This window comes from Sphingomonas sp. HDW15A, assembly GCF_011301715.1.
Taxonomy (GTDB): Bacteria; Pseudomonadota; Alphaproteobacteria; order Sphingomonadales; family Sphingomonadaceae; genus Sphingomicrobium.
The window spans coordinates 1,679,541-1,699,720 of the sequence record NZ_CP049870.1 but is presented as its reverse complement, the minus strand read 5'-3'; the positions used below and the strand labels follow the sequence as shown (position 1 = coordinate 1,699,720).

Genomic DNA, 20,180 nt, shown 5'->3' with positions numbered 1-20,180 from the left:
CTGTTGCTTCTCGCGACGGCCATCACCCTCAACCTGCTGCGCGTTTTTGAACTGCCGGTAATCGGCGGCAAGACGAACCCGGCCGGAAGCATCGGAACGGGTGCGCTTGCGGCCTTTGTCGCCACCCCGTGTGCGGGGCCGTTCATGGGCGCGGCGCTTGGAACAGCGCTCATTCTTCCAGCCTGGGGTTCGGTGCTGGTATTCGCCGCGCTCGGCCTGGGCCTGGCGCTGCCGTTCCTGGCGATCGCATTCGTCCCGCCGCTTCGCCGCAAACTGCCCAAGCCCGGCCCGTGGATGAATAAGCTCCAGCGTATACTGGCGGTGCCGATGGCGCTTACCGCGGCGGCGTGCCTGTGGCTGCTGTGGCGGCAGGGCGCGCAAGCCTTCGAGGTCGGGCTCGTTGCGGCGCTGGTCTTCACCGCGATGCTGACTGGTGCTGGCCTGCTCCAGCGCAAAGGCAAGCAGACCGGCTATCTCGCGACCGTCGCCGCGGTCGGCGTCGCAGTGCTTTCCGTATCCGCCATCTCGATGGTTCAGAAAGCGGAATCGCGATCCGTCGAAGGCGCCGCGCCGTGGAGCGATGAAGCGGTTCGCGGCGCGCAGGCCGGCGGACGACCGGTCTTCGTTTATTTCACTGCCGACTGGTGCCTGACCTGCAAGGCGAACGAAGTTGGGTCGATCGATCGCGATTCGACGCGAAAGGCTTTCGAGCGTGCCGGAGTCGTGACTCTCGTCGGCGATTGGACCGACGGAGACCCGGCGATCACCCGATTCCTGGAGAGCCGGGGGCGTGCGGGCGTTCCGCTTTACCTGTGGTACGAGCCCGGGGGTGCCGAGCCCGAAGAACTGCCCCAGGTGATCACTCCGGCGATGCTCAGTTCGCGGGCTGCGCGTCCGCGCTGAACTCGCGCTTTCCGGCAATCCACGTTTCAAGCACCACCGTCTTCGCGAGCTTCTGCGGATCTACCGATCCGGGATCGCGATCGACGATGATGAAGTCGGCCCACTTGCCGGGTGCCAGCCCGCCCATTCTTCCTTCCGCGAAACCCGCATAGGCCGCGCCGACCGTAAAGCCGTGGATTGCCTGGCCCAGCGTCACCTTCTCCCACGGCCGCCAGCCGCCCGGAGGCCGGCCGTTCGGGTCCTGCCGGCTGATTGCCGCGCTGAGGCCTGGGAAAGGATTCGGGCTCTCCACCGGAAAGTCGCTTCCAAACGCCAGCGGCACGCCGATCTTTCGAATCGTGTTCCACGCATAGGCTCCGGCCAACCGCTTGGGACCGAGACGCGCTTCGGCCATCAGCCGGTCGCTTGTCTGGTGGGTCGGCTGCATCGAAGCTACGATTCCCGCTGGCTTCAAGCGCGGCAGGTCCTTGGGGTCTGCGATCTGGAGATGCTCGATCCGCCAGCGTCCGGTCCGTCCGAACTGACTGGCGATCTTTTCATAAGTGCCGATGACTTGCGCGTTGGCGCCGTCGCCAATTGCGTGGATCGCCAACTGACCGCCGCCCTGGGCCGTCTCGGTCGCCTGCGCGAGCAGCTCGGCATCGGAATGGAACAGCAGCCCGCGCGTATCCGGGCGGTCGTGATAAGGCGCCTTCAGATACGCTCCCCGGCTTCCCAAGGCGCCGTCCGTATAGAGCTTCGTACCAACCAGCCGCAATCGGTCGCCATACATCCAGCCTGTGGGTTTCGAACCGTTGATCCCGCGCCACCCGTCGGGACCACTGGCATAGCTGAAGATGCGCACCCTAAGCTTGTCGGAATCGCCGGCGCGGCGCATTGCATCCCAGTCGTTTTTGTTCGTTCCCATGTCTGCGGCGCCGACAAGGCCGACGCGAAGCATCGCCGACTGCGCCGCCGCAAGCGCCTTGTCCTGTGTCGCTGAGTCGGGCGGGGGAATGTGCCTGGTGACGAGGCTCTCGGCATTGTCGACAAACAGTCCGTCGATAATCTCGCCACCGTCGGGCGCTTTGGTCTGCAAAGTTACGCCGGCCGCGCGCATTGCTGCGCTGTTCCCGACGCTAGCATGCCCGTCCACTCGGCCTAGCCAGACCGGCCGGTCGGAAACGACCGAGTCGAGATCGGCGGCGGTCGGGAAGCGCTTTTCGGTCCATAATTCCTGGTTCCAGCCGCGCCCGAGAATCCAACCGGTTCCCGGGTTCTCGGCCGCATATTTGCGGAGCCTGTCTTTCAGCTCGTCGAGCGAGCGCGTGCCGGTGAGATCGAGCTGGATCACGGCATAGCCAAGACCCATGACGTGGCCATGCGCGTCGATCAGCCCTGGCATCAGCACCCGCCCACCAAGGTCGACCACGCGGGTGTCACCGGCCAGCTTCAACTTCTCGCCGTGAAGCACGCGTTTGACCTTCCCGTCGTCGCCGACGAGGAGCCCGTCAAACCGCTCGATCCGGCCGCCGGCATCCGCCTGGATGCCGTTGAAATTGTTGTAGAGCGTGTCGGCGTTGGCGGCGCTTGCAAGAAGCACGGCGGCGAGGGCGAAAGCTTTTGTCATCGCGCATCGGCATAGCATTGTTTGCGAAGCGCGGAAGGGCTAGCGGATGGCGCCAATGACCGACGCACGACCGACTTTCGCCGACATAAAGGCCGCGGCCGACCGCATTCGCGGCGCGGTGGTCGAGACGCCAATGCTGCTCAGCCGAACGCTCAGCGAAATCGTCGATGCGGAAGTCTGGCTGAAGTTTGAAAACCTGCAGTTCACTGCCGCATACAAGGAGCGCGGTGCGCTCAACAAGTTGCTGCAATTGTCGGACGAAGAAAAGCAGCGGGGCGTGATCGCCGCCTCGGCCGGAAACCATGCGCAGGCCGTCGCTTATCACGGAGCTCGCCTCGGAATCCCGGTGACGATCGTCATGCCGGAGCCTACCCCGACCATCAAGGTCGTCCAGACCGAAGGTCATGGCGCCCATGTTGTGCTCCACGGCAAGGGATTCGACGATGCCTATGCCCATGCTCGCGAGCTCGAGCAGGGTGAGGGCTACGTCTTCGTCCACCCATTCGACGATCCAGCGATCATCGCCGGGGCAGGGACAATCGGGATCGAAATGCTCGAGGCTGCCCCAAACCTCGACATGCTGGTCGTGCCGATTGGCGGCGGCGGGCTGATCAGCGGTGTTGCCACTGCGGCCAAGGCGATCAAGCCTGGGATTCGCGTCGTCGGAGTGGAAGCGGAAATGTTCCCGGCGATGAAGAATATCGTCGAGGGCAAGGAAATGACGATCGGCGGCGACACGCTGGCCGAGGGCATTGCCGTCAAGCATCCTGGAATGCTGACCCGCGAGATTATCAAGGACCTGGTCGACCGCATCGATCTTGTTCCGGAAGCGGCGATCGAGCATGCCGTCGCGACGTTGGTCGGGATCGAGAAGACCGTCGTCGAAGGCGCCGGCGCGGCCGGCCTCGCCGCGATCCTCGGCGAGCCGGAACGCTATCGCGGCCGCAGGGTCGGCACGATCCTGTGCGGCGGCAACATCGACACGCATTTGCTCGCCAATGTGCTGGTTCGCGAGCTTGTCCGCTGCGGTCGCATCGCCCGGCTGAAAATCGCCGCCGAGGACAGGCCCGGCGCGCTCGCCGCGATCACCGCAATTTTCTTCGAGTGCGGCGTAAACATCATCGAGACCAACCATCACCGCGTGTTCAGCGCGCTTCCGGCCAAGGACACGATGATCGAGGTCGAGTGCGAGGCACGCGATGCGCAGGCCATCGAGCGGCTCGTCAAACGGCTGGAAAACGCCAGCTTCAAGGTCGAGCGCAATACCTTGGAATAGGTGGGCCGGCTCGTCTTGCTTTCCCGCTTCGGGACAATTCGGGCCGATTGACGCCCCCGCTACGACACCAAAGCCTTTTCATTCGCGTTAAGCGCAAGCATAAAGACTTTCGTAACCATTGGAGTCTCACCGGGTGAGCGCACCATTCCGCTTTCCGAAGTTCTTCGTGACCAACCCGGCGCCATGTCCGTACCTGGACGGCAAGGTTGAGCGGAAAGTGTTCACCGAGCTTAGCGGCCATCATGCTGCGGAACTGAACGAGGCGCTCGGCCGTATCGGTTTCCGGCGCTCGCAATCCGTCGCTTACCGGCCCAGCTGCATCGACTGCTCGGCTTGCGTTTCGGTTCGCGTCCTGGCCCGTGACTTTCAGCCCAACGCCACGCAGCGTAAGCTGATCCGTCGCCACTCGGACCTAGAGATCGGCGCGTGCCGGCCGTGGACCACCGAAGAGCAATATGCGCTGCTTCGCCGCTATCTTGCCAAGCGCCATCCCGGCGGCGGAATGGCTGAGATGGACGAGCATGACTTCGCCGACATGGTCGAGCAGACCCCGGTCCGCACCTATGTTGTCGAATACCGCGAGCCCTCGGTCGATGGCCGCCCCGGCAAGCTCGTCGGCGCTTGCCTCAGCGACCAGCAGTCCGACGGGCTGAGCATGATCTACAGCTTCTATGACGCGGACGAGGGCGCGCGCCGGGGGCTGGGCACCTACATCATACTCGACCACATCATCCGCGCCGCTCGCGCCGGCCTCCCGTACGTCTATCTCGGCTATTGGGTCGAGGGCTCGGACCGCATGGCCTACAAGGCGAGCTTCCGGCCGATGGAGAAGCTTGGCCGTGACGGCTGGCGAAGGATGGACGAGCCGGACACCGCGCCGGTGCCGTCGATCGGCGAGCAGCTTCCTGCGCGCCGCCCGAGCCGGATTCTCGTCGAGGCCTGACCCTTCGCGGGCCGAAACGCGCCCGCTCCCAATAAATTTTGGCGATGTGGGTCGCGAGAAATCGCGATTCCTTCTGCGAATTAACTTTTGTCAGCGCCAGCTCAGGGAACAGAAGCCTCGACTCCGGCTTTTCGAGCGCCGGGAAAGGACATTGCATGATCTCGGACGGCGCAGCGCCCCAACGTTTCAAGCCTTGGTCCCAGGAGGAAACGGCGACACTTCGGGGTCTTCATGTGCGAGAAGCTACGATCTGCGAGATTGCCGCCTACCTGAATCGCGATCTTGCCGACGTCCGACAGCGGTCTACCGAGCTCGGGCTTACCCTCGTCAGCTTTCGACACCCGATCGCGGCGTGAGGCCGTAGCGTCGCCCCAGCCAACAAGGACAGGTGGGCGACACAATCCCGAACTGCGCCGAACGGAAAAACGGCGGAGCGCGTCGGGCACCCATCAAAGTATTACTTCGATGGGCCCCTTATCGCTCCGCCGTTCCCACTCCCCTCACTCGTCCTTTCAGGCAGCGACGTTGGTCGCTCCTTCATCTGTTTCGGCATCGCGGAGTACGTAGCCGCGGCCCCAGACGGTTTCGATGTAATTGTCGCCGCCACAGGCAAGGCTAAGCTTCTTGCGCAGCTTGCAAATGAAGACGTCGATGATCTTCAGCTCCGGCTCGTCCATCCCGCCATAGAGGTGGTTGAGGAACATTTCCTTGGTCAGCGTCGTGCCCTTGCGGAGCGAAAGCAGCTCCAGCATCGCATATTCTTTGCCGGTCAGGTGGACCCGGTTGCCGTCGACTTCGACCGTCTTGGCGTCGAGGTTGACCGCCAGCTTGCCGGTGCGGATGACCGACTGGCTGTGGCCCTTCGAGCGGCGGACAATAGCGTGGATGCGGGCAACGAGCTCGTCTCGATGAAACGGCTTGGTGACGTAATCGTCGGCGCCGAAGCCTAGGGCCCGGACCTTCGAATCCATCTCGCCGATCCCGGACAGGATCAGCACCGGGGTGCCGACCTTCGCGGTGCGAAGCTTCTTCAGCACGTCATAGCCGTGCATGTCGGGCAGGTTCAGGTCAAGAAGGATGATGTCGTAATCATAGAGCTTGCCGAGATCGAGGCCTTCTTCCCCGAGATCGGTGGTGTAGACGTTGAAGCCTTCTGTGCCGAGCATCAGTTCGATGCTCTTGGCGATGGTCGCCTCGTCTTCGATCAGCAGCACGCGCATCAGCATTTCCCCCGTTCGAAGGCCAAAGCGTTACGTCGCCTTAACGGCCTTGAAGCGTTCATTAACCATGCGAGGTCTGAAGGGAAAAGGTTAATAAAGGCTAAAGCGGTGAAATCGCTGGGAATCGTTGCGCCTGTGCATCAGTGCGCTAAGGCGCGGGAATGAGCCTTGAAGAGCGCATCCTGTTCATCGACGGCGAGGCGATCGTCATCGACAAGCCGGCGGGCCTCGCCGTCGACCCGCCGCGGGCCGGCGGGGACAGCGTAACCGCGCGTCTCGGTGAGCTGAAGCTCGGTTTCCAGCGGGAGCCGGTCGCGATGCATCGCCTCGACCGCGACACGTCCGGATGCCTGCTGCTCGCGCGCAATCCGAAGGCAGTGAAAAGATTCCAGCAGGCGTTCGAGGGCGGAATGGTCGAAAAGACCTATCTCGCTGCCGTCGACGGAATCCCGCCTGGCGCCGACGGAATCATCGAATTACCATTGGCGAAAGTCTCTACCCCCAAGGACGGCTGGCGGATGGTTCCGGACGAGGGCGGCAAGGCGGCGCGCACTGCCTGGCGGCTGATCGGCCAGCGGGACGAGCAATCGCTTGTCGAGTTCCGGCCGTTGACGGGGCGAACGCACCAGATCCGCGTCCATGCCGCGCGCGGGCTTGGGGCGGCAATCATCGGCGATCCCATTTACTCCGAATTGGGCGATAATCCCGAACAGCCCATGCTCCTCCATAGCTGGAAGCTGAAGGTCCCGCGTGCCGGCAAGCCGCCGATCGAGGTCGTGGCTCCGGTCCCCGACAGCTTCGGTCTCTGGCACGACTTTCTTCCCGGCGATGAGTAAAGACCGACATATTCCCGAAGAGGCGCTGAGCGAGAAGTTCCTCGCTGCGACCGGACCTGGCGGGCAGAACGTCAACAAGGTCGCTACTGCCTGCCAGCTTCGCGTCGACGTGTTCAAGCTCGGCCTTTCTCCTCACGCGTACGCGAAGTTGAAGGAAATTGCCGGCAGCCGGATGACGGCGGGCGGAGAACTGGTCATCACGGCTCGGCGTTACCGGACGCAGGAAGCCAATCGCGAAGATGCCCGGGCCCGCCTTGCGGAGATGATATCCGAAGCCCATGTGGTTCAGGCAAAACGCCGGGCGACTAAGCCGAGCCGTGCCGCCAAGGCTCGCCGGGTCGATGCCAAGAAGAGCCGTAGCGCGGTGAAACAGGCGCGCGGGCGAGTGAGGCTGGACTGAGATGTACGACTTCAAGATTGATCCGGCCGATAAGACGGCCATGTATGAGGAGCTTGCGAATGCCTTGGAGGCCCTCGTTCAGGGCGAGCCCGACGCGATTGCCAACATGGCGAACGCAGCAGCGCTGATCTGGGAGACGCTTCCGGATCTCAACTGGGCGGGTTTCTACCGCAACGTTGGCCGCGAACTTGTGCTTGGCCCGTTCCAGGGGCGACCGGCTTGCATTCGTATTCCGTTCGGGCGCGGCGTCTGCGGCGCAGCTGCTGAAACGCTGGAGGTCCAGCGGGTCGACGACGTCCATGCATTTGGCGGACACATCGCCTGCGATGCGGCGTCGGAGAGCGAACTGGTGGTTCCAATCGTACGAGGGGGCGAACTGCTGGCCGTGCTCGACCTCGACAGTCCCAGAAAAGCCCGCTTCACCGCCGAGGACGAAGCGGGTTGTGTCCGTCTTGGCGAAATACTCGCCAACGCGATCTGAGGCCTCCGCTCAATTAACTCCGGATTTACTCGCGTCAGTAAAGCAGTGCGGGCTGTCGAATCGCAGCTTACACAACGGGGGAATGTATGCGTTCTTTATATCTGATTGCTGGCGCAATGTTGGCGGCGCAAACGAGTGCTCAAGTCGCGGTTTCTCCGCTCCCACCGGTAGCGACACAAGGGAATGCGGTTTTAAGAGTGGGAACCGAGGTCCCGCTACGTCTGTCGGAAGAACTGACTACAAAAGGAAAGAGCCTTCGAACTGGGCACCGTTTCCATTTGCAGGTTTCAGAGCCAGTCGTGGTGAATGGCGTCACTGTTATTCCCGTCGGAAGCCAAGCGGTTGGCGAAGTCACCGACGTCCGGAATAAGGGTATGTGGGGCAAGTCCGGGAAACTGAACGCCCGGATCCTTTATGTCATGGCAAATGGCCGCCAGATCCGCCTTAGCGGCGCCTTCGATGACAAGGGAACGGCTGGCGGAGTTGGGGCGGTGGCAGTCTCAGCGCTAGTTTTCTGGCCCGCCGGTTTTTTCATGACGGGGACTAGTGCAAAAGTGCCGGCCGGGACGATCATCAAGGCATTCGTGGACGAAGACGTGCCTTTGAACATCGTCGCGTCAAATCCAGCTCCAATGACTATCGCCCCGCAGGCTCAGCGTATGACCGTGCAGTCCGCGATCGGACAAAAATGATCATTATTTGAACATAGCCTTCTCGTTCGCGAGCGAGCGAGAAGGCTCTTCAACTCAACCGCTCCAAATCTTCCTTGGATAGCCCACCCGGGATGATCATTACCGGGCAGGGCAGCTTGCCCGCATCGTTGCCGGTAAAGTGCGCGACCATCGGCCCCGGATTGCCGGACGATGCTGCTCCTAGCACGAGCGCTGCGATGTCCTGGCGGGTGCCGATCAGGCTGCGGACGACCGGAACGGGCTCGCCCGGGCGCACGACGATGGTCGGCTTGATGCCTGCTGCATCCATGATCTCACCGACGGAGGATGCCACGCTGGCTTCGATGCGGAGCCTCTGTTCCTCCTCGATTGCCGCCTGGACTCCGCCCCACTGAACAAAATCCTGTGGCTCGACGACCGCGAGCACTTCGACCGCGCCTCCGGTCTTGGCGGCACGGCGGGCTGCAAAATGAAGCGCGACACGCGCCTCGTCGCTATCGTCGATGACGACCAGATAGGTGCGCCTGTCACCGCTTGCCCCGCTCATGGCGGCAGTGCTGCGCCCAAATCTTGGAAGTGGCAAGACTTGACCCGCCAAGGCCTTTGGCGTTTGAGCCGGAAGACAAATCACCGATCCAACCGGGAAGCGCCATGCCGATCGAACTCAAAATGCCCGCCCTGTCGCCGACGATGGAGGAGGGAACCCTCGCCAAGTGGCTGGTGAAAGAAGGCGACACGGTTTCGAGCGGCGATATCCTGGCGGAAATTGAAACCGACAAGGCAACAATGGAGTTCGAGGCGGTCGACGAGGGCACCATCGCCAGGATTCTCGTCCCCGACGGGAGCGACGGCGTGAAGGTCGGAACCCCGATAGCGGTGCTTGCCGGCGAGGGGGAAGATGCAAGCGGGGTTGCCGCGCCATCCCCGAGAGCGGAAGCTCCGAAGGAGGAGAAGAAGCCCGAGCCGGCTCTGCCGGCCAAGGGCGGAGGCGAAACGCCGAAGGTCGAAGCTTCACCAGCGCCTGCAGCGCCCAGGGCGGACACCGGCGAGCGAATCAAGGCTAGCCCGCTGGCGCGCCGCCTTGCTGAGGCGCAAGGCATCGACCTTTCCACGCTGAAGGGCAGCGGTCCCGGCGGCCGGATCGTCCGCGCAGATCTTGGCGAAAAGGCCGGCGGAGTCGCGGCGGCACCCCAGGCCGCAGCAGCCACTCCAGCGCCTCAGCCGCAGGCTGCCGCCATCGAGCCGGGCGATATCCCGCACGAAGCGGTCAAGCTTTCGAACATGCGCAAGACCATCGCGCGCCGGCTGACCGAATCGAAACAGCAGGTCCCGCACATCTATTTGACGGTCGACATTCAGCTCGACCGGCTGCTCAAGCTCCGCAGCGAGATCAACAAGTCGCTCGAAAGCCGGGGGGTGAAGCTTTCGGTCAATGACATGCTGATCAAGGCGCTCGCCGTCGCACTGATTGAGGTGCCGGAATGCAATGTCAGCTTTGGCGGCGACACGCTGATCAAGTACAGCCGCGCCGATATTTCGGTGGCGGTATCCATCCCGAACGGATTGATCACGCCCATCGTCGCGGGCGCCAACGACAAGTCGCTGAGCAGGATTTCGACCGAGATGGGCGACCTTGCGGCGCGTGCGAAGGAGGGCAAGCTCCAGCCGCACGAATATCAGGGCGGCACCGCCAGCCTGTCGAACATGGGCATGTTCGGGATCAAGCAGTTCGAAGCCGTCATCAACCCCCGCAAGGCATGATCTTGGCCATCGGCGCAGGCGAGAAGCGGCCGTTCGTCATCGACGACAGCCTGCAGATTGTGACGATCATGTCCGCCACCGGGAGCTTCGATCACCGCGCCATCGACGGCGCCGATGGCGCCCGGCTGATGAAGGCGTTCAAGGAATTGTGCGAGAATCCAATGGGCTTGGTGGCCTGAGATGAAATGGCTGACGGCGCTCGTCTTCGGTGCGGTCCTCGCCTTCATCCTTCCGTTGATGTTCGGCGGTACCGGCGGCGTGTGGATGGAAACATGGGTGAAGTGGGGTACGGTGCGGCCCTTCCCGCAATCGCCAGGCCTGCTCTTCTCGATCCCGATTTTCCTGGGCTCCGCGATTGCCCTTCGGATTTTCTTCAACTGGCATCGTAACTGAGCGTCACGGCGTGTCTGACCGCATTCCGCTCATCCGGGTCACGGCTATGCCGGCGGATACCAATCCATACGGCGGCGTCTTTGGCGGTTGGCTGATGAGTCAGATGGCGCTTGCAGCGGGATCGCTCGCCTCGCGGACGGCGAAGGGCAAATGCGTCGTGGTCGCGGCCAACGAATTACAGTTTCCCGGAGCGCCTTCGGTTGGTGACGAGATTAGCGTTTATGCCGATGTCGAACGCCAGGGCCGAACTAGCATGACGATCCGCGTCGAGGCGATCGCTCGCGAACGTGATGGGGAACGGGAGTTCCATGTCGCGTCCGGGGTCTTCACCTTCGTCGCGATCGATACCGCAGGAAGACCGCGCCTCGTCGCGGCAGAGGAAGTTTAAAAATGGCAGATGTTCACGATCTCATCGTTCTTGGCAGTGGCCCCGGCGGCTACGTCGCGGCGATCCGCGCCGCCCAGCTGGGATTGAAGACGGCGATCGTGGAGCGGGAGAATCTCGGCGGCATTTGCCTCAACTGGGGCTGCATCCCGACCAAGGCGCTGCTTCGCTCGGCCGAAGTATTCCACAACATGAAGCACGCCGCGTCCTTCGGTTTGAAGGCGGAGAAGATTGAGGCCGACCTCGAAGCCGTGGTGAAGCGTAGCCGCGGAGTAGCCAAGCAGCTCAATCAGGGCGTCACGCACCTGATGAAGAAGAACAAAATCACCGTGTACATGGGCACCGGCGTGCTGACAGCGCCGGGCAAGATGACGGTCACCGACAAGGATGGAAAGAAGTCCGAGGTAGCCGCCAAGCACATCATCGTTGCAACCGGCGCGCGCGCCCGCGACCTGCCGTTCGCTCCGGCCGACGGCAAGCGCGTCTGGACATACCGCCACGCTATGGTTCCGACCGAACTGCCGACGGACTTGCTGGTCATCGGCTCCGGTGCGATCGGGATCGAGTTCGCGTCTTTCTATAACGACATGGGCGCCAAGGTGATCGTGGTGGAAATGCTCGACCGCATCGTGCCGGTCGAGGATGCGGATGTTTCGACCTTCCTCGAAAAATCGCTGACCAAGCAGGGCATGACCATCCTGACGGGCGCCGGGGTCGAAGGAATGAAGGCGGACGCCAAGGGCGTCACCGCGACCATCAAGACGAAGGATGGCAAGAAGGCGGATCACAAGTTCAGCCATGTTATTGTCGCCATCGGCATCGTTCCGAACACCGAGGAGATCGGGCTGGAGCAGCTCGGCGTGAAGATGGATCGCGGGATCATCCAAGTGGACGGCATGCTTCGCACCAATGTGCCTGGGATATGGGCGATCGGCGACGTTACGCCGGGCCCATGGCTAGCGCATAAGGCGAGCCACGAAGGCGTCATCGCGGCAGAGGCTATTGCGCAGGCACTCGGCAACAAGGATGTTCATCCGCACGCCATGGACAAGAACAACATCCCCGGATGCACATATTGCCACCCGCAGGTCGCGAGCGTCGGTTTGACCGAGGCGAAGGCCAAGGAGGCCGGTTACACCGTGAAGGTTGGCAACTTCCCCTTCATCGGCAACGGCAAGGCTATTGCGCTGGGCGAAGCGGAAGGCTTCATCAAGACCGTGTTCGACGCCAAGACCGGCGAACTTCTCGGAGCGCATATGATCGGGGCCGAAGTCACCGAGCTGATCCAGGGATATACGGTCGGCAAGCAGGCCGAACTGGTCGAGCAGGATTTCATCCAGACCGTCTTCCCGCATCCGACGCTGAGTGAAATGATGCACGAGAGCGTGCTCGGGTCCCAGGGCCGTGCTCTCCACATCTAGCCTGAACCTTCCTCGCCGCCGGGCATTCTAGCGCCATGGCAGGGCTGGACCGGGAAAAGGTGCGCAAGGATTTCGGCGAGGCCGTCAACATGGCCCCGGCGGAGCTCGAGAAATGGCTGAAGACCGAAGAAAGCCGCAAGGTCGGCTATAAGGGCAAGGACGGAACCGCGAGCGAGAGCGTCGGCCATGCCAGCGGCCGCCGGATCGTTACGATCCTGCGCAAAACGAAGGACGAATTGACCGACGAGGACTATGCCCACATGCGCAAGGTTGTCGGTTACGTGAAGCGGCATAGCGCCCAGGAACCTGGAAATATCGTCACGTCGCGTTGGCGCTATTCCCTGATGAACTGGGGCCACGACCCGCTCAAGAAAGGGTTATCATGAAGGGCTTTCATGACGACATCGAGAAACTGACCTTGGCGGGCGAGCACTTTCGCCGTGTTTTGTATACCGGCGAGCATCTGCAGCTGGTGCTGATGACCTTGCAGCCGGGCGAGGAGATCGGGTCTGAGGTGCACGAGGACCGCGACCAATTCTTCCGCTTCGAAGAAGGCGCGGGCAAGGTCGACGTCGACGACAGCAGCTATGACGTGGTCGATGGAAGCGGCGTCATCGTGCCGGCCGGTGCACGGCATAATGTGCGGAACACCGGTGATGGGCCGCTCAAGCTTTATACGCTTTATGGCCCGCCCGAGCACAAGGACGGAATCACGCAGTCGACCAAGGCCGAGGCCGAGGCGCGGCATCATGACGAGGAATGGGATGGCGAGACGACCGAATAGTTGCCTCGCGACGCATTGCCCCTAAGGTTTATTCCGAAGGGGATGATGATGACGTTCAAGCCTGCTCTCGTCTGTTTTCTCATAGCTTTCGGCGTGCCAGCCATTGGTGCACCAACCTACATACATGCGGGGCGTCTGGTCGACGTTCCGGGCAAGCCCGTGCGGGGCGCATCGACAATCGTCGTGGACTCCGAACGGATCGTGTCGATCGCGGACGGACATCAACCCGTCCCGCCCGGTGCGCAAATGGTCGACCTTCGGGACAAAACCGTGCTTCCGGGGCTGATCGACAGCCATGTCCACCTGGCCACCGACCAGGGCGGCGAAGCGCGGTTGGTCCGGGAAATGCGGGACGAGCCTGGGCTTCATGCCCTCGAAGCGCAGTGGAACGGCATGAAGACGCTCCGCGCTGGCTTCACGACCGTGCGAAACCTCGGCGACGATGGTGGTATTACGCTGGCGCTCCGCGAAGCGATCAGACGCGGCTGGGTGCAGGGTCCACGCATCGTCGATGCCGCCAGCAGCATCTCGACGACCGGCGGCCACATGGATGGTCGCGGCGCCCTGAACGATGTTCTCGTGGCGCACCTGCCGGACCCGGAGAATCTTTGCGACAGCGCCGAAAGTTGCCGACGGACCGTCAGGAGGCAGATTGACCGCGGAGCCGACGTCATCAAGTTCGCGACAACGGGAGGCGTGAACAGCGGAACGGGCCTTGCGACGCGCATGCTCGAGGAGGAAGCCCGTGCGTTGGTCGAAACCGCGCATCGTTATGGCCGCAAGGTTGCCGTTCATGCTCACGGCGCGGACGGCATCACGCTCGCCTTGAAAGCCGGCGCGGACTCCATCGAGCACGGGACGGTGATGGATGACGAGATCGTCAAGACCATGCGCACCAAGGGCACCTACTACGTTCCCACGTTGTCGACGGTGAATGGCTATCTGGAGCGGCTCGCGAAGGACCCTAATGCCTATACCGGTGCGGTGAAGACGCAGATTGACTGGCGCATCGGCATCACCGGTCAGTCGCTCGCCAAGGCGTATCCCGCCGGTGTCCGGATTGCCTTCGGTACCGACGCCGGCGTCTCGAAACATGGTCGCAACGCCGACGAGTTCGAACTGATGGTGAAATATGGCATGCCGGCGATCGAGGCGATCAAGGCGGCGACCGTCAACGCTGCCGACTTGCTGGGGCTGGCAAGCGAAATCGGCACCATCGAACCGGGCAAGAGCGCGGATATCATCGCCGTCGCCGGCGATCCGCTGGCCGATGTTACGAAGCTCAAGTCCATCGATTTCGTAATGGCTCGGGGAGAGGTGGTGAAGGGCCGCTGATGACGAAGTCGATGCATGACGTTTCGGATCCGCGAAACGCGTCGATCCTGATCAACGTCAACGGCGAGATGAAGCCGCGCGGCGAGGCCGTGGTGTCGGTGTTCGACAGCGGCTTCATGCTCGGCGACGGAGTCTGGGAGGGCCTTCGAATTCACAACGGCAGGCCGGCCTTTCTTGACCGCCATCTCGACCGCTTGTTCGAAGGCGCCAAGGCCATCGCCATGGATATCGGCCTGACTCGCGAGGATTTGACTCGGCGGCTCTATGACACTCTCGACGCCAACCAGATGAAAGATGGCGTTCACGTCCGCCTTATGATGACCCGGGGTGTCCGCTCCACGCCGTATCAGGACCCGCGGGTCGTGGTCGGCGGTGCGACGATCGTCATCATTCCCGAATATAAGGATCCTGACCCGGCGGTCTACGAGCGCGGGCTGAAGCTCTTCACTGTCCATGTCCGGCGCGGCGATCCGGCTGTGCAGGACCAGAAGATCAACTCGCATTCGAAGCTCAATTGCATCCTGGCGTCGATCCAGGCGACTCAAGCGGGCGCGGACGAAGCACTGATGCTGGATCCGCACGGCTTCGTCGCGACGTGCAACTCGACCCACTTTTTCATCGTTCGCAATGGCGAGGTCTGGACGTCCAGCGGGAAATATTGCCTCGGCGGAATCACACGTGCCGTCACATTGGAAGTCGCGCGCGAAGCTGGCATGGCTGCGGTCGAGAAAGACTTCTCACTGACCGACGTCTACGGTGCCGACGAGGCGTTCGTCACCGGGACATTCGCGGGCATCGTGCCGGTTCGCGAGGTTGATGGTCGCAAGCTCAATTTCCGCGGCCCGATCGTCGAGCGATTGCAGCGCCTTTACTCGGAGCGTGTCGACCGCGACATCGCGGAGCAGAAGCGTCCGTGACGGTCCGCGTTGCCATGTGGTCGGGGCCCAGGAACCTGTCCACGGCGATGATGCGCAGTTTTGGGAGCAGACCTGATACCTTCGTGTCGGACGAGCCATTCTATGGCGCCTACCTCAGGCAGACCGGCGACCCGCAGCCGATGGCCGACGAGGTCATAGCCGCGATGGACTGCGACTGGGACAGCGTGGCGCGAACGATGACCGGGCCGTGTCCGACGGGCACACCCATCTGGTACCAGAAGCACATGGCGCATCATATGGTCGGGCCGGTCGACCACGACGATTTGCCGGGACTTACCCATGCCTTCCTGATCCGCGATCCGGCCAGGGTCGTCGCCAGTTACGCAGCCAAGCGCGTCGCGGTCCGGCCCGATCATCTCGGCGTCGAGCGGCAGGTCGAATTTTTCGAGCGCGAGGCCGACCGCCTGGGCCATCCGCCGCCTGTCGTCGACAGCGCGGACATATTGCGAAATCCGCGGGCGATGCTGCAGCGGCTGTGCGGCGCGCTGGGAATTACCTGGGATCCGTCCATGCTGCGCTGGGAACCGGGTATCCGCGAGACCGACGGTATCTGGGCTCCGCACTGGTACGACGCGGTTGCCGAGAGCACCGGCTTTGGCGAACCCGACGCCCGCCTTATCCTCCTCGATGACGAAGCATGGCGTGTCGCCGACCAGTGCCGCCCATTTTACGAACGGCTTGCGGCGCACAAAATTACCGCTTGAAGTTGACGCAACGTCAACTGCTATTGCGTGTGAATGGCGGAGACCCTCGATATTCGCGAAGTCGCTCGGCGGACCGGCCTCACCAGCCGTGCGCTGCGCTTCTATGAGGCGCGCGGGTTGGTGAAGCCGCTCCGCACCCATAGCGGGCGGCGGGTTTACGGTCGCGGAGAGCTGGAGCAGGTCAATCGTATCGTCGCGCTCAAGCGTGCCGGCCTGACCCTGGCGCAGATCGCATCGCTGACCGGCGACCGTCGCCTCGACCTCGGCAAGCTTATCGACCTCCAGCTGGAGGCGGTCGACGCCAAACGGGCAGAACTCGATGAAGCCCGTTCGCTGCTGCTGTCCGTCAAGTCACGCATCGACCGCGGCGAGCCCGTCGATGCCGCGACCTTCTGCTCGCTGATCAAGAACGAGGATTTGATGATGTCAAAGGATCAATGGGACAAGGTGTCGGAGCGTTATCTCACCGAGGAGCAGCGCGCCGAGTTCGCGGCCAATCCGCCGCCGACGGGATTCGACCAGGTGGAATATAGCCGCAAGTGGGCCGATCTGGGTGAGCGGGTCCAGGAAGCGATACCGCTTGGCGCCGATAGCCCCGAGGCGCAGATGCTCTATGACGCGTGGCAAGAGCTGCTTGCGCCGTTCAAGGCTGTCGCAACCCCGGGGATGATGGCCGGGGTCACCAATCTCTATGAGCGGATGGACGAGTGGAAGGGCGAGGTTTCCAATGTCCCGTTCACCCCGGAAGCCTTTCGTTTCATCCAGGAGATCGGCCGCAAGCGCAGCTGATGATGTTTCGCGGGTGGCCGGAACGCCGCTCACCCGTTGACCTTCGGGCCGTTCCTCCGTAATGGCCCGCTCGTCCGCGCCGGGTGCGATTCTCGCAAGCCTGCCGGGCAAGAGCTGAACATTGCTCAACGACGTGAAGGCCAGGTGGCCGTAGGCCGCCCGGTGTTCACGCTTTTGCGTTGCGCAAAGTAACCGCCGGAGCGTTTCCGGCAATGAAAGGTGAAGGCTTCATGCCGACGATTAACCAGCTGATCCGCAAGGGTCGCGATCCGCAGAAGGCCAAGTCGAAGGTCCCTGCGATGGAACAGAACCCGCAAAAGCGCGGTGTCTGCACCCGTGTCTATACCACCACCCCGAAGAAGCCGAACTCGGCTCTGCGCAAGGTTGCCAAGGTCCGCCTGACCAACCAGCGCGAAGTCATCAGCTATATCCCGGGTGAGGGCCACAACCTGCAGGAGCACAGCGTCGTGCTGATCCGCGGCGGCCGTGTGCGCGACCTTCCGGGCGTGCGCTATCACGTGCTTCGCGGCGTGCTCGACACGCAGGGCGTGAAGGATCGCAAGCAGTCCCGTTCGAAGTACGGCGCCAAGCGCCCGAAGTAAGCTGGTTTCGTCGGTCGCGCCGCGAAACGCAGGCGCGCCGCTCTGAAAGGAATAAGATATGTCCCGTCGTCGCCGCCCTGAAAAGCGCGTCATCCTGCCGGATCCCAAGTTCGGTGATATCGTCCTGTCGAAGTTCATGAACAACATCATGCTCGACGGTAAGAAGTCGGTTGCCGAAAGCATCGTCTATGGCGCGCTCGACAATGTCGAGGCTCGCCTGAAGAAGGATCCGATCGGCGTGTTCCACGAGGCGCTGGCCAACGTGAAGCCGGGAATCGAGGTTCGCAGCCGCCGCGTCGGCGGTGCAACCTACCAGGTGCCTGTCGAGGTTCGCGCCGAGCGCGCCCAGGCCCTGGCCATCCGCTGGCTGATCACGGCCGCCCGCGCACGCAGCGAGAAGACGATGTCAGGCCGCCTGTCGGGCGAGCTGATGGACGCCTCGCAGAATCGCGGCAACGCCGTCAAGAAGCGCGAAGACACGCACCGCATGGCGGAAGCGAACCGCGCCTTCTCGCACTACCGCTGGTAAAAATCGTAACCATATAGAGGGGGTTGGGCCGTGTTGCCCGCCCCCTGCAGACTTAAGGAAGCTCCTGTCATGGCCCGCAGCCATCCGCTCGAGAAGTATCGCAACATCGGCATCATGGCGCACATCGACGCCGGTAAGACGACGACCACCGAGCGAATCCTCTATTACACCGGCAAGTCCTACAAGATCGGCGAAGTCCACGAGGGCTCCGCGACCATGGACTGGATGGAGCAGGAGCAGGAGCGCGGAATCACCATAACGTCGGCCGCGACGACCACTTTCTGGAAGGCGGAGGACGGTCAAGGTCCGGAGCACCGGATCAACATCATCGACACCCCGGGCCACGTCGACTTCACCATCGAGGTGGAGCGTTCGCTGCGCGTCCTCGACGGCGCGGTTGCGGTGTTCGACGGCGTTGCCGGCGTCGAGCCGCAGTCGGAAACCGTGTGGCGGCAGGCCGACAAGTACGGCGTTCCGCGGATGTGCTTCATCAACAAGCTCGACCGTACCGGCGCCGACTTCTATTACTGCGTGCAGTCGATCATCGACCGCCTCGGCGCCACTCCGCTGGTCATGTACCTGCCGATCGGCGCGGAGAGCGACCTCAAGGGCGTCGTCGACCTCGTCAACATGCGTGGCATCGTCTGGAAGGACGAGAGCCTGGGCGCCAAGTTCGACTATGTCGAAGTCCCTGCCGAGCTGGCCGACAAGGCCGCCGAGTATCGCGAAAAGCTGCTCGAGACTGTCGTCGAGCAGGATGACGACGTGATGATGGCCTACCTCGAGGGCCAGGAACCAGACGTCGCGACGATCAAGAAGCTGATCCGCAAGGGCACGCTGGCTCGCGCCTTCGTGCCGGTTACTTGCGGTTCGGCCTTCAAGAACAAGGGCGTTCAGCCGCTGCTCGACGCGGTGGTCGATTATATGCCGAGCCCGCTCGACGTTCCGGCCATCAAGGGCATCAATCCGGACACCGACGCCGAGGACGAGCGCCCGTCGAGCGACGACGCGCCGTTCGCCGCGCTGGCGTTCAAGATCATGAACGACCCGTTCGTCGGAACGCTGACCTTCGCCCGCATCTATTCGGGCAAGCTGAGCAAGGGCACCGTCCTCAACTCGGTCAAGGACAAGAAGGAAAAGATCGGCCGCATGCTGCTGATGCATGCCAACAGCCGTGAGGACATCGACGAAGCAAGCGCGGGCGACATCGTCGCTATCGCTGGCCTCAAGGAGACCACGACGGGCGACACCCTGTGCGATCCGAACAAGCCGATCATTCTCGAACGAATGGAATTCCCAGAACCGGTGATCGAGCTCAGCGTCGAGCCGAAGACCAAGGCCGACCAGGAAAAGATGGGCATCGCGCTCAATCGCCTGGCCGCAGAGGATCCCTCCTTCCGCGTTTCGACCGACCATGAGTCGGGCCAGACGATCATCAAGGGCATGGGCGAGCTTCACCTCGACATCCTGGTCGATCGCATGCGCCGCGAATTCAAGGTCGAGGCGAACGTCGGCGCTCCGCAGGTTGCTTATCGCGAATCGCTGGGCCGTCCTGTTGAGCTGACCTACACCCACAAGAAGCAGTCGGGCGGTTCGGGTCAGTTCGGTGAGGTCAAGGTTGCGCTCGCTCCCGGTGAGCGTGGCAGCGGCATCGTCTTCATCGACGAGATCAAGGGCGGCAACATCCCGCGCGAATACATCCCGTCGGTCGAGAAGGGCATGCGCGAGACGGCAGAGACTGGATCGCTCATCGGCTTCCCGATCATCGACTTCGAAATCCGCCTGCTCGACGGTAAGTACCACGACGTCGACTCGTCGGCTCTGGCGTTCGAAATCGCCGGTCGCGGCGCAATGCGCGAAGCGGCCCAGAAGTCGGGCATCAAGCTGCTCGAGCCGGTGATGAAGGTCGAGGTCGTGACCCCCGAAGATTACCTCGGGGACGTCATCGGCGACCTCAACAGTCGCCGGGGCCAGATCCAGGGCACCGACAGCCGTGGCAACGCCCAGGTCGTCGAGGCGATGGTGCCGCTGGCGAACATGTTCGGCTATGTGAACCAGCTTCGCTCGTTCACCCAGGGCCGGGCGCAGTACACCATGCAGTTCTCGCATTACGAGGAAGTGCCGCAGAACGTCGCCGACGAAGTGAAGGCGAAGCTGGCGTAACCGGATTTTTATGGCTATGGGCGCGCTCGCAAGAGGG

22 protein-coding genes and 1 pseudogene are annotated in these 20,180 nt (G+C 62.7%); 20 read left to right on the top strand and 3 right to left on the bottom strand.

Going from position 1 to position 20,180, the window contains the following annotated elements:
• Positions 1–3: 3 nt before the first annotated feature.
• The gene (locus tag G7076_RS12490) at positions 4–903 is read left to right on the top strand and encodes a thioredoxin family protein (RefSeq protein WP_240913766.1); all 900 of its coding nucleotides are present in this window, start codon (positions 4–6) and stop codon (positions 901–903) included.
• Here the strand turns inward: G7076_RS12490 and G7076_RS08945 are convergent.
• Positions 875–2,512, bottom strand: coding sequence for an amidohydrolase (locus G7076_RS08945; protein WP_166202148.1), 1,638 nt, complete (start codon positions 2,510–2,512; stop codon positions 875–877). The genes G7076_RS12490 and G7076_RS08945 overlap by 29 nt on opposite strands.
• Positions 2,513–2,567: 55 nt before the next feature.
• Here G7076_RS08945 and G7076_RS08940 point away from each other — a divergent pair, with 55 nt between their 5' ends.
• Together G7076_RS08940 and G7076_RS08935 are read left to right on the top strand one after the other, a co-directional pair.
• On the top strand, positions 2,568–3,788 hold the full coding sequence (locus tag G7076_RS08940) for a threonine ammonia-lyase (protein ID WP_240913765.1): 1,221 nt from the start codon (positions 2,568–2,570) through the stop codon (positions 3,786–3,788).
• Between the two features lie 133 nt (positions 3,789–3,921).
• Entirely contained in the window at positions 3,922–4,731 is an 810-nt protein-coding gene (locus G7076_RS08935) for an arginyltransferase (RefSeq protein WP_166202144.1), read from the top strand.
• A gap of 512 nt (positions 4,732–5,243) precedes the next feature.
• On the opposite strand, the gene G7076_RS08930 is transcribed toward G7076_RS08935, so the two are convergent.
• Positions 5,244–5,951 (bottom strand): response regulator transcription factor, encoded by a 708-nt coding sequence (locus G7076_RS08930; protein ID WP_166203533.1) that lies wholly within the window; start codon positions 5,949–5,951, stop codon positions 5,244–5,246.
• A gap of 161 nt (positions 5,952–6,112) precedes the next feature.
• Between G7076_RS08930 and G7076_RS08925 the strand changes: the two genes are divergently transcribed.
• From G7076_RS08925 to G7076_RS08910, 4 genes are all read left to right on the top strand, one after another.
• Positions 6,113–6,787, top strand: a complete 675-nt coding sequence (locus tag G7076_RS08925; protein ID WP_166202142.1) for an RNA pseudouridine synthase — start codon at positions 6,113–6,115, stop codon at positions 6,785–6,787.
• The gene (gene arfB, locus G7076_RS08920; protein ID WP_166202140.1) at positions 6,780–7,187 is read left to right on the top strand and encodes an alternative ribosome rescue aminoacyl-tRNA hydrolase ArfB; all 408 of its coding nucleotides are present in this window, start codon (positions 6,780–6,782) and stop codon (positions 7,185–7,187) included. Before G7076_RS08925 ends, arfB begins: the two co-directional genes overlap by 8 nt.
• A gap of 1 nt (position 7,188) precedes the next feature.
• A complete protein-coding gene (locus G7076_RS08915) occupies positions 7,189–7,668 on the top strand; it encodes a GAF domain-containing protein (RefSeq protein WP_166202138.1) in 480 nt (159 codons plus the stop codon).
• A gap of 86 nt (positions 7,669–7,754) precedes the next feature.
• The gene (locus G7076_RS08910; RefSeq protein ID WP_166202136.1) at positions 7,755–8,360 is read left to right on the top strand and encodes a hypothetical protein; all 606 of its coding nucleotides are present in this window, start codon (positions 7,755–7,757) and stop codon (positions 8,358–8,360) included.
• A gap of 49 nt (positions 8,361–8,409) precedes the next feature.
• Here G7076_RS08910 and G7076_RS08905 read toward each other — a convergent pair whose 3' ends face one another.
• Positions 8,410–8,886: a universal stress protein gene (locus G7076_RS08905; protein ID WP_166202134.1), complete on the bottom strand. Its 477-nt coding sequence runs from the start codon at positions 8,884–8,886 to the stop codon at positions 8,410–8,412.
• A gap of 104 nt (positions 8,887–8,990) precedes the next feature.
• Between G7076_RS08905 and G7076_RS08900 the strand changes: the two are divergent.
• The 13 genes and pseudogenes from G7076_RS08900 (at position 8,991) to fusA (ending at position 20,143) form a co-directional block, all read left to right on the top strand.
• Positions 8,991–10,279: pseudogene (locus G7076_RS08900) on the top strand (pyruvate dehydrogenase complex dihydrolipoamide acetyltransferase).
• Position 10,280: 1 nt separating this feature from the next.
• Positions 10,281–10,493, top strand: coding sequence for a hypothetical protein (locus G7076_RS08895; protein ID WP_166202132.1), 213 nt, complete (start codon positions 10,281–10,283; stop codon positions 10,491–10,493).
• Positions 10,494–10,503: 10 nt separating this feature from the next.
• Positions 10,504–10,881: a hotdog domain-containing protein gene (locus G7076_RS08890; protein WP_240913764.1), complete on the top strand. Its 378-nt coding sequence runs from the start codon at positions 10,504–10,506 to the stop codon at positions 10,879–10,881.
• Positions 10,882–10,883: 2 nt separating this feature from the next.
• On the top strand, positions 10,884–12,299 hold the full coding sequence (gene lpdA, locus G7076_RS08885) for a dihydrolipoyl dehydrogenase (protein WP_166202130.1): 1,416 nt from the start codon (positions 10,884–10,886) through the stop codon (positions 12,297–12,299).
• 35 nt (positions 12,300–12,334) lie between these two features.
• Positions 12,335–12,685 (top strand): DUF3140 domain-containing protein, encoded by a 351-nt coding sequence (locus tag G7076_RS08880; protein ID WP_166202128.1) that lies wholly within the window; start codon positions 12,335–12,337, stop codon positions 12,683–12,685.
• Positions 12,682–13,083, top strand: coding sequence for a cupin domain-containing protein (locus tag G7076_RS08875; RefSeq protein WP_166202126.1), 402 nt, complete (start codon positions 12,682–12,684; stop codon positions 13,081–13,083). The genes G7076_RS08880 and G7076_RS08875 overlap by 4 nt, the downstream gene beginning before the upstream one ends.
• A 42-nt stretch (positions 13,084–13,125) precedes the next feature.
• Positions 13,126–14,418 carry an amidohydrolase family protein gene (locus G7076_RS08870; RefSeq protein ID WP_166202124.1) on the top strand — a complete coding sequence of 431 codons (1,293 nt, stop codon included), beginning with the start codon at positions 13,126–13,128 and terminating at the stop codon, positions 14,416–14,418.
• Entirely contained in the window at positions 14,418–15,335 is a 918-nt protein-coding gene (locus tag G7076_RS08865) for an aminotransferase class IV (protein ID WP_166202122.1), read from the top strand. Before G7076_RS08870 ends, G7076_RS08865 begins: the two co-directional genes overlap by 1 nt.
• Positions 15,332–16,060: an HAD family hydrolase gene (locus G7076_RS08860; protein WP_206367523.1), complete on the top strand. Its 729-nt coding sequence runs from the start codon at positions 15,332–15,334 to the stop codon at positions 16,058–16,060. The genes G7076_RS08865 and G7076_RS08860 overlap by 4 nt, the downstream gene beginning before the upstream one ends.
• A gap of 33 nt (positions 16,061–16,093) precedes the next feature.
• On the top strand, positions 16,094–16,849 hold the full coding sequence (locus G7076_RS08855; RefSeq protein ID WP_166202120.1) for a MerR family transcriptional regulator: 756 nt from the start codon (positions 16,094–16,096) through the stop codon (positions 16,847–16,849).
• A gap of 230 nt (positions 16,850–17,079) precedes the next feature.
• Positions 17,080–17,451, top strand: a complete 372-nt coding sequence (gene rpsL, locus G7076_RS08850; RefSeq protein ID WP_037499777.1) for a 30S ribosomal protein S12 — start codon at positions 17,080–17,082, stop codon at positions 17,449–17,451.
• 58 nt (positions 17,452–17,509) lie between these two features.
• Positions 17,510–17,980: a 30S ribosomal protein S7 gene (rpsG, locus tag G7076_RS08845; RefSeq protein ID WP_166202118.1), complete on the top strand. Its 471-nt coding sequence runs from the start codon at positions 17,510–17,512 to the stop codon at positions 17,978–17,980.
• A 69-nt stretch (positions 17,981–18,049) separates the two neighbouring features.
• The gene (fusA, locus tag G7076_RS08840; protein ID WP_166202116.1) at positions 18,050–20,143 is read left to right on the top strand and encodes an elongation factor G; all 2,094 of its coding nucleotides are present in this window, start codon (positions 18,050–18,052) and stop codon (positions 20,141–20,143) included.
• Positions 20,144–20,180 lie beyond the last annotated feature (37 nt).

Coding starts and splice junctions, on each gene's coding strand:
- G7076_RS08905 (WP_166202134.1), bottom strand. CDS start 8,886: ATGAGCGGGGCAAGCGGTGACAGGCGCACCTATCTGGTCGTCATCGAC.
- G7076_RS08925 (WP_166202142.1), top strand. CDS start 6,113: ATGAGCCTTGAAGAGCGCATCCTGTTCATCGACGGCGAGGCGATCGTC.
- rpsL (WP_037499777.1), top strand. CDS start 17,080: ATGCCGACGATTAACCAGCTGATCCGCAAGGGTCGCGATCCGCAGAAG.
- arfB (WP_166202140.1), top strand. CDS start 6,780: ATGAGTAAAGACCGACATATTCCCGAAGAGGCGCTGAGCGAGAAGTTC.
- G7076_RS08855 (WP_166202120.1), top strand. CDS start 16,094: ATGGCGGAGACCCTCGATATTCGCGAAGTCGCTCGGCGGACCGGCCTC.
- G7076_RS08865 (WP_166202122.1), top strand. CDS start 14,418: ATGACGAAGTCGATGCATGACGTTTCGGATCCGCGAAACGCGTCGATC.
- G7076_RS08915 (WP_166202138.1), top strand. CDS start 7,189: ATGTACGACTTCAAGATTGATCCGGCCGATAAGACGGCCATGTATGAG.
- G7076_RS08870 (WP_166202124.1), top strand. CDS start 13,126: ATGATGATGACGTTCAAGCCTGCTCTCGTCTGTTTTCTCATAGCTTTC.
- G7076_RS08880 (WP_166202128.1), top strand. CDS start 12,335: ATGGCAGGGCTGGACCGGGAAAAGGTGCGCAAGGATTTCGGCGAGGCC.
- G7076_RS08910 (WP_166202136.1), top strand. CDS start 7,755: ATGCGTTCTTTATATCTGATTGCTGGCGCAATGTTGGCGGCGCAAACG.
- G7076_RS08940 (WP_240913765.1), top strand. CDS start 2,568: ATGACCGACGCACGACCGACTTTCGCCGACATAAAGGCCGCGGCCGAC.
- fusA (WP_166202116.1), top strand. CDS start 18,050: ATGGCCCGCAGCCATCCGCTCGAGAAGTATCGCAACATCGGCATCATG.
- G7076_RS08895 (WP_166202132.1), top strand. CDS start 10,281: ATGAAATGGCTGACGGCGCTCGTCTTCGGTGCGGTCCTCGCCTTCATC.
- G7076_RS08930 (WP_166203533.1), bottom strand. CDS start 5,951: ATGCGCGTGCTGCTGATCGAAGACGAGGCGACCATCGCCAAGAGCATC.
- G7076_RS08875 (WP_166202126.1), top strand. CDS start 12,682: ATGAAGGGCTTTCATGACGACATCGAGAAACTGACCTTGGCGGGCGAG.
- G7076_RS08945 (WP_166202148.1), bottom strand. CDS start 2,512: ATGACAAAAGCTTTCGCCCTCGCCGCCGTGCTTCTTGCAAGCGCCGCC.
- lpdA (WP_166202130.1), top strand. CDS start 10,884: ATGGCAGATGTTCACGATCTCATCGTTCTTGGCAGTGGCCCCGGCGGC.
- rpsG (WP_166202118.1), top strand. CDS start 17,510: ATGTCCCGTCGTCGCCGCCCTGAAAAGCGCGTCATCCTGCCGGATCCC.